We start from the raw sequence: 14,911 nt of genomic DNA, 5'->3' as shown, positions 1-14,911 counted from the left end.
GGCCGCACACCGCCCATAGAATGGTAGTAAAGCAGCCGGACAGGCTGGATTATGTTCAAAAAAGGCAGGTGAATCCAAATGAATATGATTATTATGAAAGCAGGGCTGGATTTCTTTATCGCTTTTGGCGTTGTTGTTGGTGGTTCAATGCTGGCTGGGATAGGCTCGGTCTTTCTGCTCCTGCCGCCCACCTCGATGATGCTTAGCACAGCGGAGAATTTGAAAATATGGGCAATCGTCGCTGCAGTTGGCGGCTCTATTGATCCCATGCGGGTAATAGAGAGCAATATTGCAAAGGGGCAACTATCGCCTGCCGTTCTGCAAATCGGTTATATTGCGATTGCCTTTCTTGGTGCTCATATGGGAACAGAATTGGTTAAGCTTGTATGCAAAGGGGCCTCCTAAAACATGCGCATTCCCCAATTCGAGCGATATGTGAAAGGGCTGCAGATGCTTGGCGTGCTGCTGATTGGCATGCTGCTTGGGGCTATTATTTATAATTCCATCTATCACGCCCAGTTCGAGGCGCTGGTTAACCTGAAGAGCGATTTGGAGGTCAAGCTCGAGCAATATGAATCCGATATAAAAAGCTTAACAAAATTCAAAAACCAGCACACCGTCATCAAGAGTGTCCTGCCGCGAATCGAGGAGGAAGCCGGGCAAAACAACGATCGGCCCAAAATCGATAAAGTAACCGAGGCAGAGTTAATTAAGCGGATTAAAGCGGATCTCTCGGTCTTCCTCGGGCAAAGCATCTATGAGATCGACACCGATGCCAAGCTCGCCCGAAGACTATTAAGCAACAAGATTTATACCAATGTCCTCGGAAAAGATTATTCAATCGATATTACAACCATCCTTGTTGCCGATAATAAACTGCAGGTTTGGGTCAAAGTAAGGCTCTATGCGAGACCTCCTTCTTAAAACGCAATTATTTCCGGTTTTGGGCGAATTCATGCTACAATAACATGCAAATGAGACTACTAAAGGAGCTGTCGCTTCACCATGAATTCACTCCTGCAATGGGTATTTGCGCCGGGTATTATGATCACCCTGGCCCTCACCGTCTTTTTCAGCTTTAAATCCCGCCGTTCTTCGGATACGCGGACACGCGGTCTGAACGCATCTCGCATGAACATCAGCATGGGCTTTATGCTTATGTTTATCGCCGGCGTGCAGTTGTTCCTCTCGGGCACTTCAACGGCACGAATCGTGATAGGGGCGATCTTCCTCGTTATCGGATTTTTTAATTTGTTTGCGGGATTGCGGAACCATAGTATTTTTCGGACGATGCAGCAGTGATTCGATTGTAAAAATGGATGGAACTGCGTGGACAAGTATTTCTTCCGATCGCTGTTGGTTCCGGATTCCTCTCATTTGAAGTTGGAGAAGGTAGGAATCCGGTAACCAAAGGCGAGCGTTTCACTTCTCCAGAAATACTTGTCCACTCCGTTCGCATTTTTACAAAAAATCCTTCCTGCCTGTCCTTTTGGCAGCAGTAATAGCCGACCGGTGCTTTTCGCCGGTCGGCTGTTTTGTTATTGATTATTTTCTTGCGTCGTGGCCGATAATTGTTTTGGCTGCCGGGTCGAAATAGATACCAATCGGGCCTAATAATTCGTCTTGCTTGGTGTTGAATGTGATTTTATAAACGGATTCAGGTATAGATTCCGTTTCCTTGATTGGAACATCATCCCATCTCACATTCGTGACCTTTGCTTCCTTCCAATCCCCTACGACCGTCTTTTTTGATTGCTCGCTAAGCTGGTTCCACGCGATTTCTCTAAGCGACGAGGCCGTTTCGAAAAACACGGCATCTGCATCCGGCGTAGGCTTCGCTACACGCTCATTGCTGGGTTTATTCCAGCTGCATCCCGCTAATGACACGATAATCAGAATAAGAAAAGCGACATGCCGCAATCTTTTTATTGTATCTTGCATAGCACCTCTCCGTACTGCCGATCGGCGGGAATTTTTTCTTTTAATTAAAAATAACCTTGAGAATAATGTCCACTTCTCCATATAATAAGCACATCTTACTACAGGAGGCTGATGTGAAATGAGAAACCATTCGAATACAACAATGATCAATTCTATTTATCTCTTTCGGCCTTTACGGACCGCCTTCTAACCTTTAGAGACGCGCCGCGGGACCGAAAGGTCCTTGCGGCTTTTTTTGTGCCGACCGCAGGGTATCCCTGCGGTTTTTTTGTTTTTTCAATCAACCAATACACTTAAAGAGGAGCATTCGATTTGAAAAATACGGATATACAGCAGCACAATCAACATCTAGCTTACGGCTGGAACTCTAATTGGGAACATAAACTGGCGCAAGTGCCGGCTAGCACGCGCCCGCTTACTCCTGCACGCGTAATCGCTCAGCATTCCCACTCCTATCAGATCATGACTCCGGAAGGCGAGCACACCGCTACAGTCACCGGCAAATACGAGTTTAATGCTGCGCTTAAAAGCGACTTTCCCGCCGTTGGCGACTGGGTCATGGCCGAGAAGCTGCCGGGCGAAACGCGATCCGTCATTCACTCCCTGCTGCCGCGCCAAAGCGCAATGATCCGCAAAGCGGCCGGAAGCACGGTGGACGATCAGGTTGTTGGCGCCAATATGGATTATTTGTTCCTTACAAACGCGCTAAACCAGGATTTCAATGTCCGCAAAATGGAGCGTTTCCTGATTGCAGCCTGGGAAAGCGGCGCTTCTCCGGTTATCTTGCTGACGAAGGCCGACTTGTGCGAGGACCCCGAAGCTTTCGCCTCGCGTATGGAGAGCGCAGCGCCGGGCGTGCCAGTACATTTGGTCAGCGCCCTGCAAGATCAAGGCAAAGAGCAGCTTCTCCCTTATCTGCAGCCTGGCAAAACGATTGCCGTCACAGGCTCGTCCGGCGTCGGAAAGTCGACGCTCTTGAACTGGCTTGCAGGCGACAATATCATGGAGACGCAGGGTATCCGCGAAAACGATGCACGCGGCCGTCATACCACAACGCACCGGGAGCTGTTCCTGCTGCCTGACGGAGCTCTTGTCATGGATACGCCGGGTATGCGCGAGCTTCAATTATGGGATGCGCATGAAGGCTTGGAGCAGACGTTTTCCGATATCGAAGAGCTGGCTGCCGGATGCCGCTACCGCGATTGCCGCCATGAATCAGATCCCGGCTGTGCAGTTAGGCAGGCGATTGCAAATGGAACACTCGAAGCAAATCGCCTTCACAACTATAAGAAGACGGCCAAAGAGCTCTCCTATATCGCGCGCAAAGAGAACAGCATTGCGAAAAAAGCGAAAAAAGCAGCCGGCTCTTCGCCCCGCAAAAACGAACGCGGAACAAAATGGGACAACGAATAATATAAAATAAGGGTTAAGCCTTCGCTGAAGCTTTCAATTATTTCGGTGGAGGCCTATCCACTTAATCATGTCTTAAAGGGGCATCGTCCCAAACTTGCAACTCAATATACCTTTCCGGTCCATGCTCACCGAGAGGATTCCACTCCTGAGGAAGACCAAATTCCCTTATAACCTCTACAATTTCACTTAAGGTATATACTTGGCCTCGGTACTTTTTTCCGTCATCGTATCTCATCGCCGGAAACAAATCACCGTAGGTAAAGCTAATCGAGTTCTTTCCGAATTTACCAATTGGAATGGAAAGCTGCTTCCCGTTTTCAAACCAATCCAATAACCAAGGACATTCTCCGAAAGTCATGTAGTGTGGGTACTTACGAACAGGCTGACCGCCTTTTCCTATAAAGAGCTCCCGCGCTTTCTCCTCCAGCCCTCGACGTATGACCAAATAATCATCCGATCTTTTACTGGCAAAGCCTTTGTTTTCTTGTCTTATCTCGTCAAGAACCCTTTCCGCTTCATGCTCTTCCAAATCTGACAGGTTCCGAAACGGACCCGTCCGTTCATCATAATAGTGATACAAATATAAGGTCATTTCGCACCTCATAGCTCATTTTCTGTGCGTTCAAAAAAAGGGCTGCCAAGCAAACGGCAGCCTTTTTTAACTCTCTCCTATAAAGATGATTGATTCGTATGGGAGGGTGGGATGGAAGAAATGTATCTCATGGAGGAAAGTGTATGCTTCCGAAGCAGCTTTCTTTCAGAAAGCTTTTTAGCGCTCGCCTTTGTAATCGTGAATTATCGCTTAAGGGAGTTGATTCAAAATTCACGATTACAACAGCGGCCGTAAGGAGATACATTTCTGTAATCCCGCCCGACCTTAATACGAATCAATCATCTGCGCCGTCATCATAGCCTTCGCCGCCAGCCCCGTCTGATCAATAAGCTCGATCTCGAGCTTGGTCGCTTTGCGGCTCATTTCGAGCGCGCGGGGGACGATGGTGATCTGGCTGTCGATCTGCACGGGTTTAATGAAGAACGCCGTCATCCCGTCTATTAGATAATCCCGCTTGCCGGCATCACGAATCATCCGCCGGCCGGCCTGGGTCATTAAAGTGACCAGGATCCCCTCGGATACCATGCCAAGAGAGCCGGACATTTGAGGCGTAATGGCCCCCTTGTAGACCGGTGTGCCATCTACTTCCACCGCTTCAAAGCCGGCCCACATCAGATCATCAAACGTCTCACCGCTCTCCTGCTGCTTCCCGGCGAACCGGAGCGCCTCCAGCAGCTGTTGGCGCGTAACGACTCCAAGCAGCTTCCGGTGGCGGTCCACGATCGGCAGCAGGTCAATGCCTTCTGCCGCCATCGTATGCGCGGCCGAGGTTACCGCAATATTAGGCGCGGCGGTAATTGGATGTCTGGTCATGATTTTGTCGATGGGATAATCATCCGGCGAACCGGTAGCATCCTTTGAGGTCATCATGCCAACTACTCTTCCGCGGTCATCAATAACCGGGAAACGGTAATTGCCGGTCTCCCGGCTCAAATTATGAAAGTCGAGCAGCGTATTGCCGGATCGCAGCACATCAGCGGGCCGGCTGAACGTCATCAGATCCTCGATCAGCATAATTTTACGCTTGATCAGCCGATCGTACATCGCCCGGTTAATCATGGATGCGACCGTAAAGGTATCATGCCGGGATGAAATAATAGGCAGGCCGTTCTCATCTGCCAGCGCCTTCACTTCCTGGCTCGGCTCGAAGCCGCCCGTAATCAGAACGCCAGCACCCTGCTCCAGGGCACAGCGGTGTGCGCCAACCCGGTTACCGACTATCAGCAGGCTGCCTACGTCAATGTATCGGAGCATGGCATCCAGCTCCATCGCGCCAATTACAAATTTGTGAAGAGACTTGTCGAGGCCCGAAGCACCTCCGAATAAATGCCCTTCCACAATCTCCGCCACTTCGCCGAACGTAAGCTGATCCAGCGCTTCGCGTCTTTTCCGGTCAATCCGGACGGTTCCGATTCTTTCCTTGGTGCTGACAAGCCCGGATGCTTCTGCTTCCTTAATGGCCTTGTAAGCCGTTCCTTCACTGACGCCAAGTGCCCTGGCAATCGCCCGGACGGAGATCTTCTCGCCGATATTAAGCGTTTCGATATATTGTAAAATTTGTTCGCGCTTTGTGCTCGTATCCATTCCGGAAACGGATGCCATCGGCACCGCCCTCCTCTATTAAACCTTTGTCCGTCTCATTCCATTATACCAGTCGATGGATACGGCTGCGACCTTTAGTCCCGCGTCCACCTCTTCGCCGCTTGCGCCGGTACAACGATATTTGTCGAACACCTGCTGGAGGGATTGCACGGTAAATGCTTCTTGCGTTCCTTTAAATATAAAGGAGTACCAGTCATAATTAATAGGTACGGGGTAACGCAGCTTTAGAATCGGATAATGCTCAATAAGGACAGACTGCGGAGGGATTTCCGGATATTGGCTGGAAAATAAAAAGGATCCCTTCTCGCTGAAAGGTCTTGCGATTGTCTCCGACTTCAAGCTCATTTGATATTCCACTTGCTGCGTGCGAGGATTCACCCTGCAGTTAAAGCTGCCGTACGCTTTTGCTGTTTTATTAGTCTTATGTAAAATGCGGTACGTGAACTGCACCTGAAACCGCATATGCTGATAATAAGCTTGTACGTTTCGGAAAAACTCAAACTCATCAACCATAAGCGTTGCTCCTTGTTAAAAAGTTCCTATTTAGGAAATCATGTTAATTATTACACAATTATAATAAAAAGCATAACTTTTAGTCAATGACTATAGGCACTATTTTTAATAAGGACTATAAGACGTTGTTGCCGGGATAGGAAAGCTCTATCTTAAGGCTGAGGTGACGAATGTGAACGAAATCAGTCGAAATATAGGCGAGAATATACGGGCAATACGCAAGCAAAAAGGCTTCAGCCAGGAGCAGCTGGCTCTTCGCGCCGAAATTAACGGCTCTTATATGGGTCAGGTGGAACGCGGCGAGAAGAGTCCAACGATCGATGTCTTAAGCAAAATCGCCCTTGCGCTCCAATGTCCGCTTGAGCAGCTTGTCCATGTGGACGGTGCACCTCCTGAAGAGAGCAGCTACGCCGATAAGATCGCTTATCAGCTGCAGGGCTTATCCGTGAGGGAACAGGAAGCGGTGTACAAATTCGTCAAGCAGCTGGTTCAATTCAAAGACATCGATTAACAACAAAAAAGCCCCTCACGGGGGCACAGGCTTCGTCTTTCCTTATCCTCTTGCACTTCGGTTTGAACCCCTGTTCACAGCCTTCTGCAGCCTGCGCTCCCAGGTATTTCTCTTCATCTGCTTAATACGGTCCAGCTCCTTCTTCTTCTGCTCATTCATCCAGAGAAGCGCGTTCAAATGAGCGGCAATGACCACCAGGGCAAACAATGTCCACACTACCCCGAATATCGTCACGGCGTTCCATGGACCATTAAGCTCCAATCTTGACACCCCAATGAACAGCATCGCCAAAGCAACGACCAAATAAATAACATGCTTAGCTTTTCCCTTCATTCCTCTCAACTCCCGCTTCCGATTTGCTTGTCCGTACCACTATCCTATGAAGACAACCAGCCGGATATAACCTTCCCCACTTATTTCTTTGGCCAATCACCAAGGGATAGATGTCCTCATATGATGAAGTAATTCGTGTAAAACACCTATGGGCCTTTATCCGCTTTTCGTCATCCTCCTGCTTGGAAGGAGATTTACACAATGCTCAAATCGAAAGTAGCCGTTCAGCTCATAAGCTCCGGCATGCTTCCGGAAGATACGATTATGCTCGGTGAAGCCTACTTGAAGCAATGGCATATTTCTCACAGCGTGTCTATCGTATTACGATTCGGGACATTCCGGAAGACGGTGAAGATTATCCCGGTACCGAAGTACGATGGAATGCGTATCAACCAGTCGCTTGCCAGACAGATGGGAATTCTCAGCAACACCGCCCTTCGCCTGAACTACGAATCCTCTACCCAGACCCTCAGGCTTGGGCCTCTGATCGGCGTTCTGATCAGCCGCGATTATGCGAGCACGCCAGACAGACCGTTCGGCACCATTACGATGTTCTGCAAGGAACTGGTCGACGGTTGTGCGAATCAGGGAGCACATGTTTATTTTTTCACCCCGAACCATATCTCGGGAAGCAGCGACAAACAAATCGAGGGCTGGACTTTTGCGAACGGCTGGAAAAAGGCAAAGCTTCCGCTTGCCGATGTTGTGAATAACCGCTTAACGTCGCGGAAGCTGGAGAGCAGGTCCAGTGTACAGCAGTTTTTCAAAGAGATGAAGAATACGCATCATGCCAGCGTGTTTAACGAAAAGTTCCTGGACAAAATGGAAGTTTTCGACGCGCTGAAGAAAGACGCCAGTGTCAGCCGCTACTTGCCGGAATCGCATTTCTTACGCAATTACACCACCCTTAAATCCATGTGCTCAAGGTACAGCAATGTATTCCTCAAGCCCTCCAAAGGCAGTCTCGGCAAAGGCATCATCCGAGTCTCAAGACACGAAGGCGATTCCTATCAAGCCCTGTTTACGACCGGCACGGGAACAAGACGGCAGGTCTACCCGAACCTTGTGAAGCTGTTCTCAAACATTTCAACCAAGATGAAGACGATTCGTTATCAAATTCAGCAAGGGTTGACTCTGATCGAAATCCAGAAGCGGCCTGTCGACTTCCGGGCGGTGGTTCAGAAGAACGCAACAGGCAAATGGACATTAACTTCGGTCGTTGCACGCACAGCCAGCAGCCAGCATTTCGTATCCAACCTTGCACGCGGCGGAACTCTCAGCACGGTTAGCGAAGCTGTCGCACGCTCTAATATATTTGCAGGCAAAGAAGGAGCCGCCAAGCGTCTGCGGACAGCTGCCCTGACGATTGCCGAAGGCATTGATAAGCATATTCCGGCTCATTTCGGCGAGCTTGGCATCGATTTGGCGCTGGACACCAATGGGCGTGTATGGCTATTGGAGGTCAACTCCAAGCCTTCGAAGAGCGATAATACACCGCTTAATCAGGAAAATGACAACAAGATCCGGCCGTCGGTAAGGAATGTTATCCAATACTCCCGGTTCTTATCGGGATTCTAACCGGAGGGCCTTATGAAGGCAACGTTAGCGAGAGTAGGGCTGTTAGTCGCTTCTATAGATGTCGAAACCACACCGGAGAGCCATGCATCAGACAAAGGCTGCAGCATCAAGCTGCCGGAGCCTGTATTTGCCCGCATGCTAAGCGAAGCAGCCGGGCGGCTGAATTTGGACCTGTTTGTCTTTTCCCCTGCCGGGTATGAACCGCGAACCGGTCAGCTATCCGGCTACCGTCTCCGAAGCGGGGGATGGACCGAAGAGCTGTGTCCGCTTCCGGATATCATCTATGACCGCTGCTTCTACAGGAATACCGAGGAGCGTAACGCCTGCAATGCCGTACTGACAGCTATCCGGGAACGAAAATCCGTTCTGACTCTAAACGGCAGCTTGCCTGGAAAGTGGGAGGTTTATAATACGCTTCGTCAGGATTTCATCCTGGCGCCGCTCCTCCCGCATACAACCAGACTCGACCGCCCCGATGCTCTCCTGCAGCAGCTTAAGAGCCATAACAAGGAATTGTTCCTTAAGCCCTCTGCGGGCATGCAAGGGAAAGGCGCGCTGCATCTCCAGCAATCTCTCTTAACGAGACAATGGATTGCTGCGGGAAGAACAAGAGACAACCGCCCCTTCCGCCAACGCTTCGACCATTACTCCGGGCTCGCCGAATGGATCGGACGATTCATTGGCCGTGCCTCTTATATTGCTCAACCCTATTTGCAGCTGACGGATCCGGAAGGCAATCCGTTTGACCTTCGAGTACTTGTGCAGAAAACCGGTAAAGGACGCTGGGGCATTACCGGCGCCGTCATCCGGACCGGCAGGTCCGGCTCTGTCACGTCGAATCTGCATGGCGGTGGAACGGCCACAAAGGCATCAGAATATCTCACCCGTTTGTTTGGAGCTGCAAAAGCCGAACAAATCATTCATAGAATACAACAGGCCAGCTTACATGCAGCTGAGAGGCTGGAGAACAACTACGGACGATTAGCTGAGCTTGGCATTGATTTTGGCATTGAGCCTGACGGACGGATTTGGCTGCTGGAAGTTAACGCCAAGCCGGGACGTTCCTCCTTCCAGCAGTCTGACGACCGCTCGGCGGAACAGATGTCAGTAGAACGACCGCTTCGTTATGCACGTCTGCTCTCGCAGCGGTTCAACAATCCATTAATAACTAACGACTCTGCAACAGGCCGGATCCAAAGCTTCTTTCAGGGCAGAAGGATCTGCTCTGATAACGTTCAGGAGGTTCATCCATGAGCTTGACAACATGTAACGTTCATTTCTCTCAACAATCGGATAAAGTCATTTACTTATCCAACACGCTTCTGAAAGAACTGAAACTGTCCGGCAAAAAAACCGTTCACCTTAAGTTCGGCAAAGAAGTGATAACAACAGCCGTCAGGCCTGTCCGGCGCCAGGGCAACCATCTCTATTTATCCGCCGGGGTCAGACAATATATCCGGATTCCCAAAACGGGCAGCATCTTCGTCCATACAAACGGCGACAATGAGGTTCAGATCGGTCCGCTCATTGGTGTCTTAAGCGACGCGGGCTACTCCAATTCCGATCATTTGCCCTTTGGCATGAGAACTAACTTTATCAAGCAGATTATCCGCACCGGCGACCGGAAAGCTTTTCTGTTCGGATTCACCCCGCAGGATATTAACTGGCAGCAGGAAACGGTACACGGCTACTTCCTCAATTCGCAAGGCGGCTGGTACCGCAAAACCGTTCCGCTGCCGGACGTTATCTATAACCGACTGCGGAGCCGCAAGGCAGAGACGTCGAATTATATCGGGTCACTCCGCGAAAGGCTGCTTCGCAAGAAGATTCCTTTCTTCAACTGGGGTTTCTTTAATAAATCAGATGTGTATAAGCTGCTGGATAACGATCCGGAGGCACTCCATCATCTGCCGGAATCGGTATCCGCTCCAACAAGCGAGAAGCTGAAGCAGCTGCTGGAGAAGCATCATTTTGTCTACTTCAAGCCAACAGCAGGGAGTCTAGGCGTAGGTATATACCGGCTGACGTACCACCCGAAACGCGGCTACTTCGCCCGTTACCGGAAGAGCGGACGCAATGTGCTGCTGCGCTTCTCCTCCTTCAACAGCCTGTTCAAGATGCTTCAGTCACGTCATGGGGCAAATCTCAGCAGCTATGTCGCACAGCAGGGGATCAGGCTGGTTGAGATTGACGGCTGCCCGCTCGACTTCCGCTTCCATATGCATAAGAACGGCAAAAACGAATGGGTGCCTGCCGGCATCGGCGCGAAGAAAGCCGGCAAAGGCAGCGTAACGACCCATGTGAAAAACGGCGGCTCGCTGATGACGCCTGAGCAGGCACTGAGCCGTGCTTTCGGCGGTTCAAAAGGCAAAGAAATTCTGGAGAATGCGAAGAAGGTCTCCATCAAGATGGCTGAGGCCATTGAACGTAATTATCCTCACCGGCTAGGCGAGCTGGGCCTCGATATCGGCATCGACAAAGACAACGAGATTTGGATGTTTGAAGCAAATGCGAAGCCGGGACGCTCGATTTTCAAGCACCCTTCTCTTGAGGCAGAAGGCCGCGCTTCCGTAGAATGTATCGTTGATCATTGCTTGTACCTCAGCAAGTTTCAAGGAGGGAACAGCTAATGGATCTTAGGGCAGCATCAAAGAAAGAAGAGGTGCATGATCGGCCGGCTGGACGCCCGGTGCTTGCTATACTCACGATTGAGAATGACGAACAATTATTCCGGGGGAATCGCAATAACTTTGCCGACCTGATACGAATGGGTCAGAATAAAGGATTCCTTGTTTATGTGCTTACGGTCAAAAGCCTGATATTGGGACGTACCAGCCTGCAGGGCTTTGTCTACAATGAGCAGAAGGATACATGGCAGCAGCGATTGCTGCCTTTCCCGGATATTATCTATAACCGAATTCCGCTCCGCGAGGACGAGATGCTTCCGGCTGTACGGAACAAAATCGCCGCTTGCATGCGGGATCCGAGAGTCAAATTGTTCAATCCGTCCTTTTTCAACAAGTGGTACCTGTTTGAATGGCTGCGCGACAGCAAATTGACAAAGCCCTATATCCCGACTACTCGCAAGCTGGTTACGGCAGCAAGGCTGGAGAGAATGCTGCAGAAGCATCCCTTCCTCTACCTGAAGCCGGAAAGCGGCAAAGCGGGCAAAGGCATTATGACCTTAAGGGTGCAGCCAGACAAACCGCTTCCCTATCTGCTTAAGGTGCAGGAGAACAAAAAAAGCTCCACCTTCAGCTGTGCGGATTTCCAGAAGCTGTGGAACCGCATCAAAAAGGAATGCTCCGGAGAACCGTATATCGCCCAGCAAGGGATTCAGCTCGCTTCCTTTAATGACAGGCGATTTGATCTCAGGGCTCTCGTGCAAAAAAATGAACGGGGCAAATGGGATTTGACCGGCATTGGCGCCCGGGTTGCCGGTTCCTCCAGCATCACCACCCATGTCCCTAGAGGCGGCTCCATCGAAGATCCGGAGAAGCTGCTCAAGAGCTCCTTCAACGCGGATCAGGCAAGGCGGATTCTTATTAAGGCGAAAAAAACATCGATTATGATCGCCAGACAGATCGAAAAAGGCTCCGGCTTTATGCTTGGCGAAATGTCGATGGATCTTGGCATAGACAGCGAGGGCCATATCTGGTTTTTCGAAGCAAACTCCAAGCCGATGAAATTTGATGAGCCGCATATCCGGGAAAAGTCGCTAGAGCGGATTTTTCAATACAGCACCTATCTGGCAAGAATGAGGAATGAGCGAGTCAAGCAGGAGGCGATGAGATAGATGGAACTGCAGCTGCTTACCCCCGAACAATGGGCGAAGGAACGCAAGAGACTCATTGATTTTGCCGTCCGCTTCGGGGAGAAGCGGCTGACAGTTACAGCTATCCATTCCCTTCGGCGTCTGCCGCCCGAATTGCTATCGGCAAGCGATACGGTCATCGCGGTAGCGCGGCAAGGCAGCCGGATTGTCGGGCTGGGCTACGCGGCGGAAGCCGGCGAGAAAAGCTGCATCATCGTAACCCATCCCGAGGCGCGAGGCCTCGGGATCGGGTTTGCCGTGATGGAGGCGATTATGAGCAGGCTCGGAAGACTGACCTGCCAGGTCGCGCTCGACAACGTGCCAAGCCTGACCCTTTTTTTCCGACTCGGCATGAAGGCGGTCTCCATGTCGACCGGTCCAACCGGCAAGCCAACGCTGCGGTTTGAATGGTCGAAGGAAGAAGCTAGGCAGCCGATCGCTTCTTCTGTGCCGCATAAGTGAGCAGCAGCGAAACAAGTGCAAGCAGAAGACAAACCATGCTGGCGGCTAGTCCGTAGGTTAACGGGAATCCAAATAAATTGTAAGTCCTCGCTTGACCAAAGATGCTTGAAAACATGGCAAGTGATCCAAAGTTGAAATCAACGATAGGCCAAATGAGCTTCTTAATCGCGCTGCTGAAATAATTGGACATGGAGCCTGCCAGGAGGAGAACCATGCCAATCCCAAATGCAGCGCTTTGGCTTTTCAGCTTGGAAGAGATAAGGGCAAGCGCCATACTAAACCCGACAGCAGCAAAAATCAGCCACAATCCCGCAAATAAAGCGGCACCTCCAATCGAAATAGGCAGCGTGGAAGACCCAAAGCCATCGAGGCTGCGCAGCGAAGCATGAATGCCGCTCAAATCCCTGTATCCCATCCATGTGCCTATAAAAGAGCCTGCAAGATAAACAACCGTAACAACTGCCGCTGATAGACCGGCGCTAAGCAGCTTGGCTGTCACAATTTCCTTTCTCCCCTTAACCGTGCTGAGCACTATACTGTCCATTTCCGTCCTGACCTCCTGCGTAAATAAAGGAGCAATGAAATAAGTTAGGACAAGCAGCAGCAGGAAGATAATCATAAATCCGTCAAAGCGGATAAAGAAGAAATTCCAGAAGACCGTATTCTTGAAAACAGGCTCACCTATCGAGAGCTCCGTATCAAGCCGGTTCGAGGCATTTCGGTATTCATAGGTTTTAGTCTGACCGGACTCCTCAAGCTGCTTCAGCTTTTCCTGCAGCGCATAAATGCCTTGCGGCCCATTCCAATATTCATCTACTTTGTTTCCAAAGCTGACATATTGCCTATGGAATTTAAGGACAGGATCGCGGTTAAGCTTTACCATCAGTCCTTCACCTGTTCCGTATTGGGCAATCGCAGCATCAAGGACCGTCTTAGATTGCTCGAGCTGCTCCGGATTCAGCTTGCCGCTGTTCTCCGTGATCAATCTTACATATTCATTTGTGGCCTTCTTCCCTGCTGCTCCGCTTAGCTCAAATACTCCCTTGGCGGAAACCCACGCGACAATCAAATAAAGGGCAAACAAGACAGCAAGCAGGACAAGCCGGTTTCGATTCAACAGCAGCTTCTTCATCTCATAATGGAATAATTTCATCAGTACACCTCGGAGTGGAATTCAAATAAATAGGCATCTTCAAGCGTTGGCAAGGCTTTAATTGCATCCGGAAAAGGCTTGTCTTCACAAACGATGCGCACCTCCAGCTGGTCGCCTACCGGAATAACATTGCTTATAATATGGTCATGCTGGTATTCAACCAGCTCGTCGACCGGCATGCGGGCCAGCCATACCTTGCCTTCCATATCATTCACAAAGCTCTGGTTGCTTTGCATTTTGCCAATCTTCCCGGCTTTAATCATAACGGTCTCTTTGGCAATGGAATCAATATCCGAAACGATATGGGTAGAGAGAAGCACCGTTCTGTCGCGGGAGATCAGGGAGATCAGGTTCCGGAATTTGATTCGTTCATAGGGGTCAAGTCCGGCTGTCGGCTCATCCAGAATGAGAACTTCCGGATCGTTCAGCAGGCTCTGGGCGATTCCGAGACGGCGTTTCATCCCCCCTGAATAATGAACGCATTTGCGCTCCAAATCACCTGACAGACGCACCTGCTCCGCCAGGTCCTTTATTTTCCACTCAGCCGCCGCACCCTTTAGCCCCTTGAGGGCAGCGATATAACGCAAATAGTCCTGTCCCGTGAACTCGGGGTAGAAATCCAGGGACTGCGGCAAATAACCCAATTTCATGCGATACTCGCGTTCACATCGCTTCCGGTTCACCCCATTCACGAGTATTTCTCCTTCGCTTGCCTCCATCACGCCGGCCAATATGCGGATAAGAGAGGACTTCCCTGCCCCATTTGGGCCAAGCAGGCCGTATACTCCGTTATCCATTTCAAAGCTGACGCCGGTGAGCGCCTGCTTTTTCCCGTAGTTTTTGCTGATACGGTCAACTGTCAATTTCACGGTTTCGCCTCCGATTACGTTTGATGAGATAGCCTAATTGTAATCAGGAGAGCTAAATATCCGGATGAGAAAAGATAAACGATTTCTAAACAAAAAAGAAAAACCATGC

Annotated in this window: 17 protein-coding genes; 10 read left to right on the top strand and 7 right to left on the bottom strand. The window is 50.3% G+C overall.

The window, feature by feature from the left end; all coding sequences use genetic code 11:
- Nucleotides 1-78 precede the first annotated feature (78 nt).
- From BM200_RS12920 to BM200_RS12910, 3 genes are all read left to right on the top strand, one after another.
- Complete coding sequence (locus BM200_RS12920) at nucleotides 79-405, top strand: YtrH family sporulation protein (protein ID WP_091185843.1); 327 nt, start codon at nucleotides 79-81, stop codon at nucleotides 403-405.
- A 3-nt stretch (nucleotides 406-408) separates the two neighbouring features.
- A complete protein-coding gene (locus BM200_RS12915; protein WP_091185841.1) occupies nucleotides 409-924 on the top strand; it encodes a sporulation membrane protein YtrI in 516 nt (171 codons plus the stop codon).
- Between the two features lie 81 nt (nucleotides 925-1,005).
- Entirely contained in the window at nucleotides 1,006-1,302 is a 297-nt protein-coding gene (locus BM200_RS12910) for a YtpI family protein (protein WP_091185839.1), read from the top strand.
- 243 nt (nucleotides 1,303-1,545) lie between these two features.
- Here BM200_RS12910 and BM200_RS12905 read toward each other — a convergent pair whose 3' ends face one another.
- A complete protein-coding gene (locus BM200_RS12905) occupies nucleotides 1,546-1,941 on the bottom strand; it encodes a hypothetical protein (protein ID WP_091185837.1) in 396 nt (131 codons plus the stop codon).
- A 312-nt stretch (nucleotides 1,942-2,253) separates the two neighbouring features.
- Here BM200_RS12905 and rsgA point away from each other — a divergent pair, with 312 nt between their 5' ends.
- Entirely contained in the window at nucleotides 2,254-3,354 is a 1,101-nt protein-coding gene (gene rsgA, locus BM200_RS12900; protein ID WP_091185834.1) for a ribosome small subunit-dependent GTPase A, read from the top strand.
- A gap of 61 nt (nucleotides 3,355-3,415) precedes the next feature.
- On the opposite strand, the gene BM200_RS12895 is transcribed toward rsgA, so the two are convergent.
- The 3 genes from BM200_RS12895 to BM200_RS12885 form a co-directional block, all read right to left on the bottom strand.
- Nucleotides 3,416-3,946 (bottom strand): hypothetical protein, encoded by a 531-nt coding sequence (locus tag BM200_RS12895; RefSeq protein WP_091185832.1) that lies wholly within the window; start codon nucleotides 3,944-3,946, stop codon nucleotides 3,416-3,418.
- 285 nt (nucleotides 3,947-4,231) lie between these two features.
- Nucleotides 4,232-5,569: a DRTGG domain-containing protein gene (locus BM200_RS12890; RefSeq protein WP_091185829.1), complete on the bottom strand. Its 1,338-nt coding sequence runs from the start codon at nucleotides 5,567-5,569 to the stop codon at nucleotides 4,232-4,234.
- 18 nt (nucleotides 5,570-5,587) lie between these two features.
- On the bottom strand, nucleotides 5,588-6,082 hold the full coding sequence (locus BM200_RS12885; RefSeq protein WP_091185827.1) for a hypothetical protein: 495 nt from the start codon (nucleotides 6,080-6,082) through the stop codon (nucleotides 5,588-5,590).
- A 172-nt stretch (nucleotides 6,083-6,254) separates the two neighbouring features.
- Here BM200_RS12885 and BM200_RS12880 point away from each other — a divergent pair, with 172 nt between their 5' ends.
- Nucleotides 6,255-6,593, top strand: coding sequence for a helix-turn-helix domain-containing protein (locus BM200_RS12880; RefSeq protein ID WP_175532847.1), 339 nt, complete (start codon nucleotides 6,255-6,257; stop codon nucleotides 6,591-6,593).
- Nucleotides 6,594-6,635: 42 nt separating this feature from the next.
- Here BM200_RS12880 and BM200_RS12875 read toward each other — a convergent pair whose 3' ends face one another.
- Entirely contained in the window at nucleotides 6,636-6,926 is a 291-nt protein-coding gene (locus BM200_RS12875; protein ID WP_091185823.1) for a hypothetical protein, read from the bottom strand.
- Nucleotides 6,927-7,127: 201 nt separating this feature from the next.
- Here BM200_RS12875 and BM200_RS12870 point away from each other — a divergent pair, with 201 nt between their 5' ends.
- The 5 genes from BM200_RS12870 to BM200_RS12850 are packed head-to-tail and all read left to right on the top strand — an operon-like array spanning nucleotide 7,128 to nucleotide 12,780.
- Complete coding sequence (locus BM200_RS12870; RefSeq protein WP_091185821.1) at nucleotides 7,128-8,504, top strand: YheC/YheD family endospore coat-associated protein; 1,377 nt, start codon at nucleotides 7,128-7,130, stop codon at nucleotides 8,502-8,504.
- Nucleotides 8,505-8,516: 12 nt separating this feature from the next.
- A complete protein-coding gene (locus BM200_RS12865) occupies nucleotides 8,517-9,758 on the top strand; it encodes a YheC/YheD family endospore coat-associated protein (RefSeq protein ID WP_091185820.1) in 1,242 nt (413 codons plus the stop codon).
- Nucleotides 9,755-11,134, top strand: coding sequence for a YheC/YheD family endospore coat-associated protein (locus tag BM200_RS12860; protein ID WP_091185817.1), 1,380 nt, complete (start codon nucleotides 9,755-9,757; stop codon nucleotides 11,132-11,134). The genes BM200_RS12865 and BM200_RS12860 overlap by 4 nt, the downstream gene beginning before the upstream one ends.
- Entirely contained in the window at nucleotides 11,134-12,300 is a 1,167-nt protein-coding gene (locus BM200_RS12855) for a YheC/YheD family endospore coat-associated protein (RefSeq protein ID WP_091185816.1), read from the top strand. The genes BM200_RS12860 and BM200_RS12855 overlap by 1 nt, the downstream gene beginning before the upstream one ends.
- Nucleotides 12,301-12,780: a GNAT family N-acetyltransferase gene (locus tag BM200_RS12850; RefSeq protein ID WP_091185813.1), complete on the top strand. Its 480-nt coding sequence runs from the start codon at nucleotides 12,301-12,303 to the stop codon at nucleotides 12,778-12,780. It begins immediately after the preceding gene.
- Here BM200_RS12850 and BM200_RS12845 read toward each other — a convergent pair.
- Both BM200_RS12845 and BM200_RS12840 read right to left on the bottom strand, forming a co-directional pair.
- Nucleotides 12,743-13,933, bottom strand: a complete 1,191-nt coding sequence (locus BM200_RS12845; RefSeq protein ID WP_091185812.1) for an ABC transporter permease — start codon at nucleotides 13,931-13,933, stop codon at nucleotides 12,743-12,745. The two genes, BM200_RS12850 and BM200_RS12845, sit on opposite strands and share 38 nt — an antisense overlap.
- Nucleotides 13,933-14,802 carry an ATP-binding cassette domain-containing protein gene (locus tag BM200_RS12840; RefSeq protein ID WP_091185809.1) on the bottom strand — a complete coding sequence of 290 codons (870 nt, stop codon included), beginning with the start codon at nucleotides 14,800-14,802 and terminating at the stop codon, nucleotides 13,933-13,935. Before BM200_RS12840 ends, BM200_RS12845 begins: the two co-directional genes overlap by 1 nt.
- Nucleotides 14,803-14,911: the final 109 nt, after the last annotated feature.

Origin of the sequence: Paenibacillus catalpae (assembly GCF_900112695.1) — a bacterium.
GTDB classification, from domain to species: domain Bacteria; phylum Bacillota; class Bacilli; order Paenibacillales; family Paenibacillaceae; genus Pristimantibacillus; species Pristimantibacillus catalpae.
The sequence above is the reverse complement of the archived record's forward strand: the minus strand, read 5'-3'. Positions and strand labels throughout refer to the sequence as shown.

Bases quoted from the DNA above. Each gene is read 5' to 3' on its own strand.
- BM200_RS12920 (WP_091185843.1), top strand. From the start codon at position 79: ATGAATATGATTATTATGAAAGCAGGGCTGGATTTCTTTATCGCTTTT.
- BM200_RS12915 (WP_091185841.1), top strand. From the start codon at position 409: ATGCGCATTCCCCAATTCGAGCGATATGTGAAAGGGCTGCAGATGCTT.
- BM200_RS12910 (WP_091185839.1), top strand. From the start codon at position 1,006: ATGAATTCACTCCTGCAATGGGTATTTGCGCCGGGTATTATGATCACC.
- BM200_RS12905 (WP_091185837.1), bottom strand. From the start codon at position 1,941: ATGCAAGATACAATAAAAAGATTGCGGCATGTCGCTTTTCTTATTCTG.
- BM200_RS12895 (WP_091185832.1), bottom strand. From the start codon at position 3,946: ATGACCTTATATTTGTATCACTATTATGATGAACGGACGGGTCCGTTT.
- BM200_RS12890 (WP_091185829.1), bottom strand. From the start codon at position 5,569: ATGGCATCCGTTTCCGGAATGGATACGAGCACAAAGCGCGAACAAATT.
- BM200_RS12885 (WP_091185827.1), bottom strand. From the start codon at position 6,082: ATGGTTGATGAGTTTGAGTTTTTCCGAAACGTACAAGCTTATTATCAG.
- BM200_RS12875 (WP_091185823.1), bottom strand. From the start codon at position 6,926: ATGAAGGGAAAAGCTAAGCATGTTATTTATTTGGTCGTTGCTTTGGCG.
- BM200_RS12870 (WP_091185821.1), top strand. From the start codon at position 7,128: ATGCTCAAATCGAAAGTAGCCGTTCAGCTCATAAGCTCCGGCATGCTT.
- BM200_RS12865 (WP_091185820.1), top strand. From the start codon at position 8,517: ATGAAGGCAACGTTAGCGAGAGTAGGGCTGTTAGTCGCTTCTATAGAT.
- BM200_RS12860 (WP_091185817.1), top strand. From the start codon at position 9,755: ATGAGCTTGACAACATGTAACGTTCATTTCTCTCAACAATCGGATAAA.
- BM200_RS12855 (WP_091185816.1), top strand. From the start codon at position 11,134: ATGGATCTTAGGGCAGCATCAAAGAAAGAAGAGGTGCATGATCGGCCG.
- BM200_RS12850 (WP_091185813.1), top strand. From the start codon at position 12,301: ATGGAACTGCAGCTGCTTACCCCCGAACAATGGGCGAAGGAACGCAAG.
- BM200_RS12845 (WP_091185812.1), bottom strand. From the start codon at position 13,933: ATGAAATTATTCCATTATGAGATGAAGAAGCTGCTGTTGAATCGAAAC.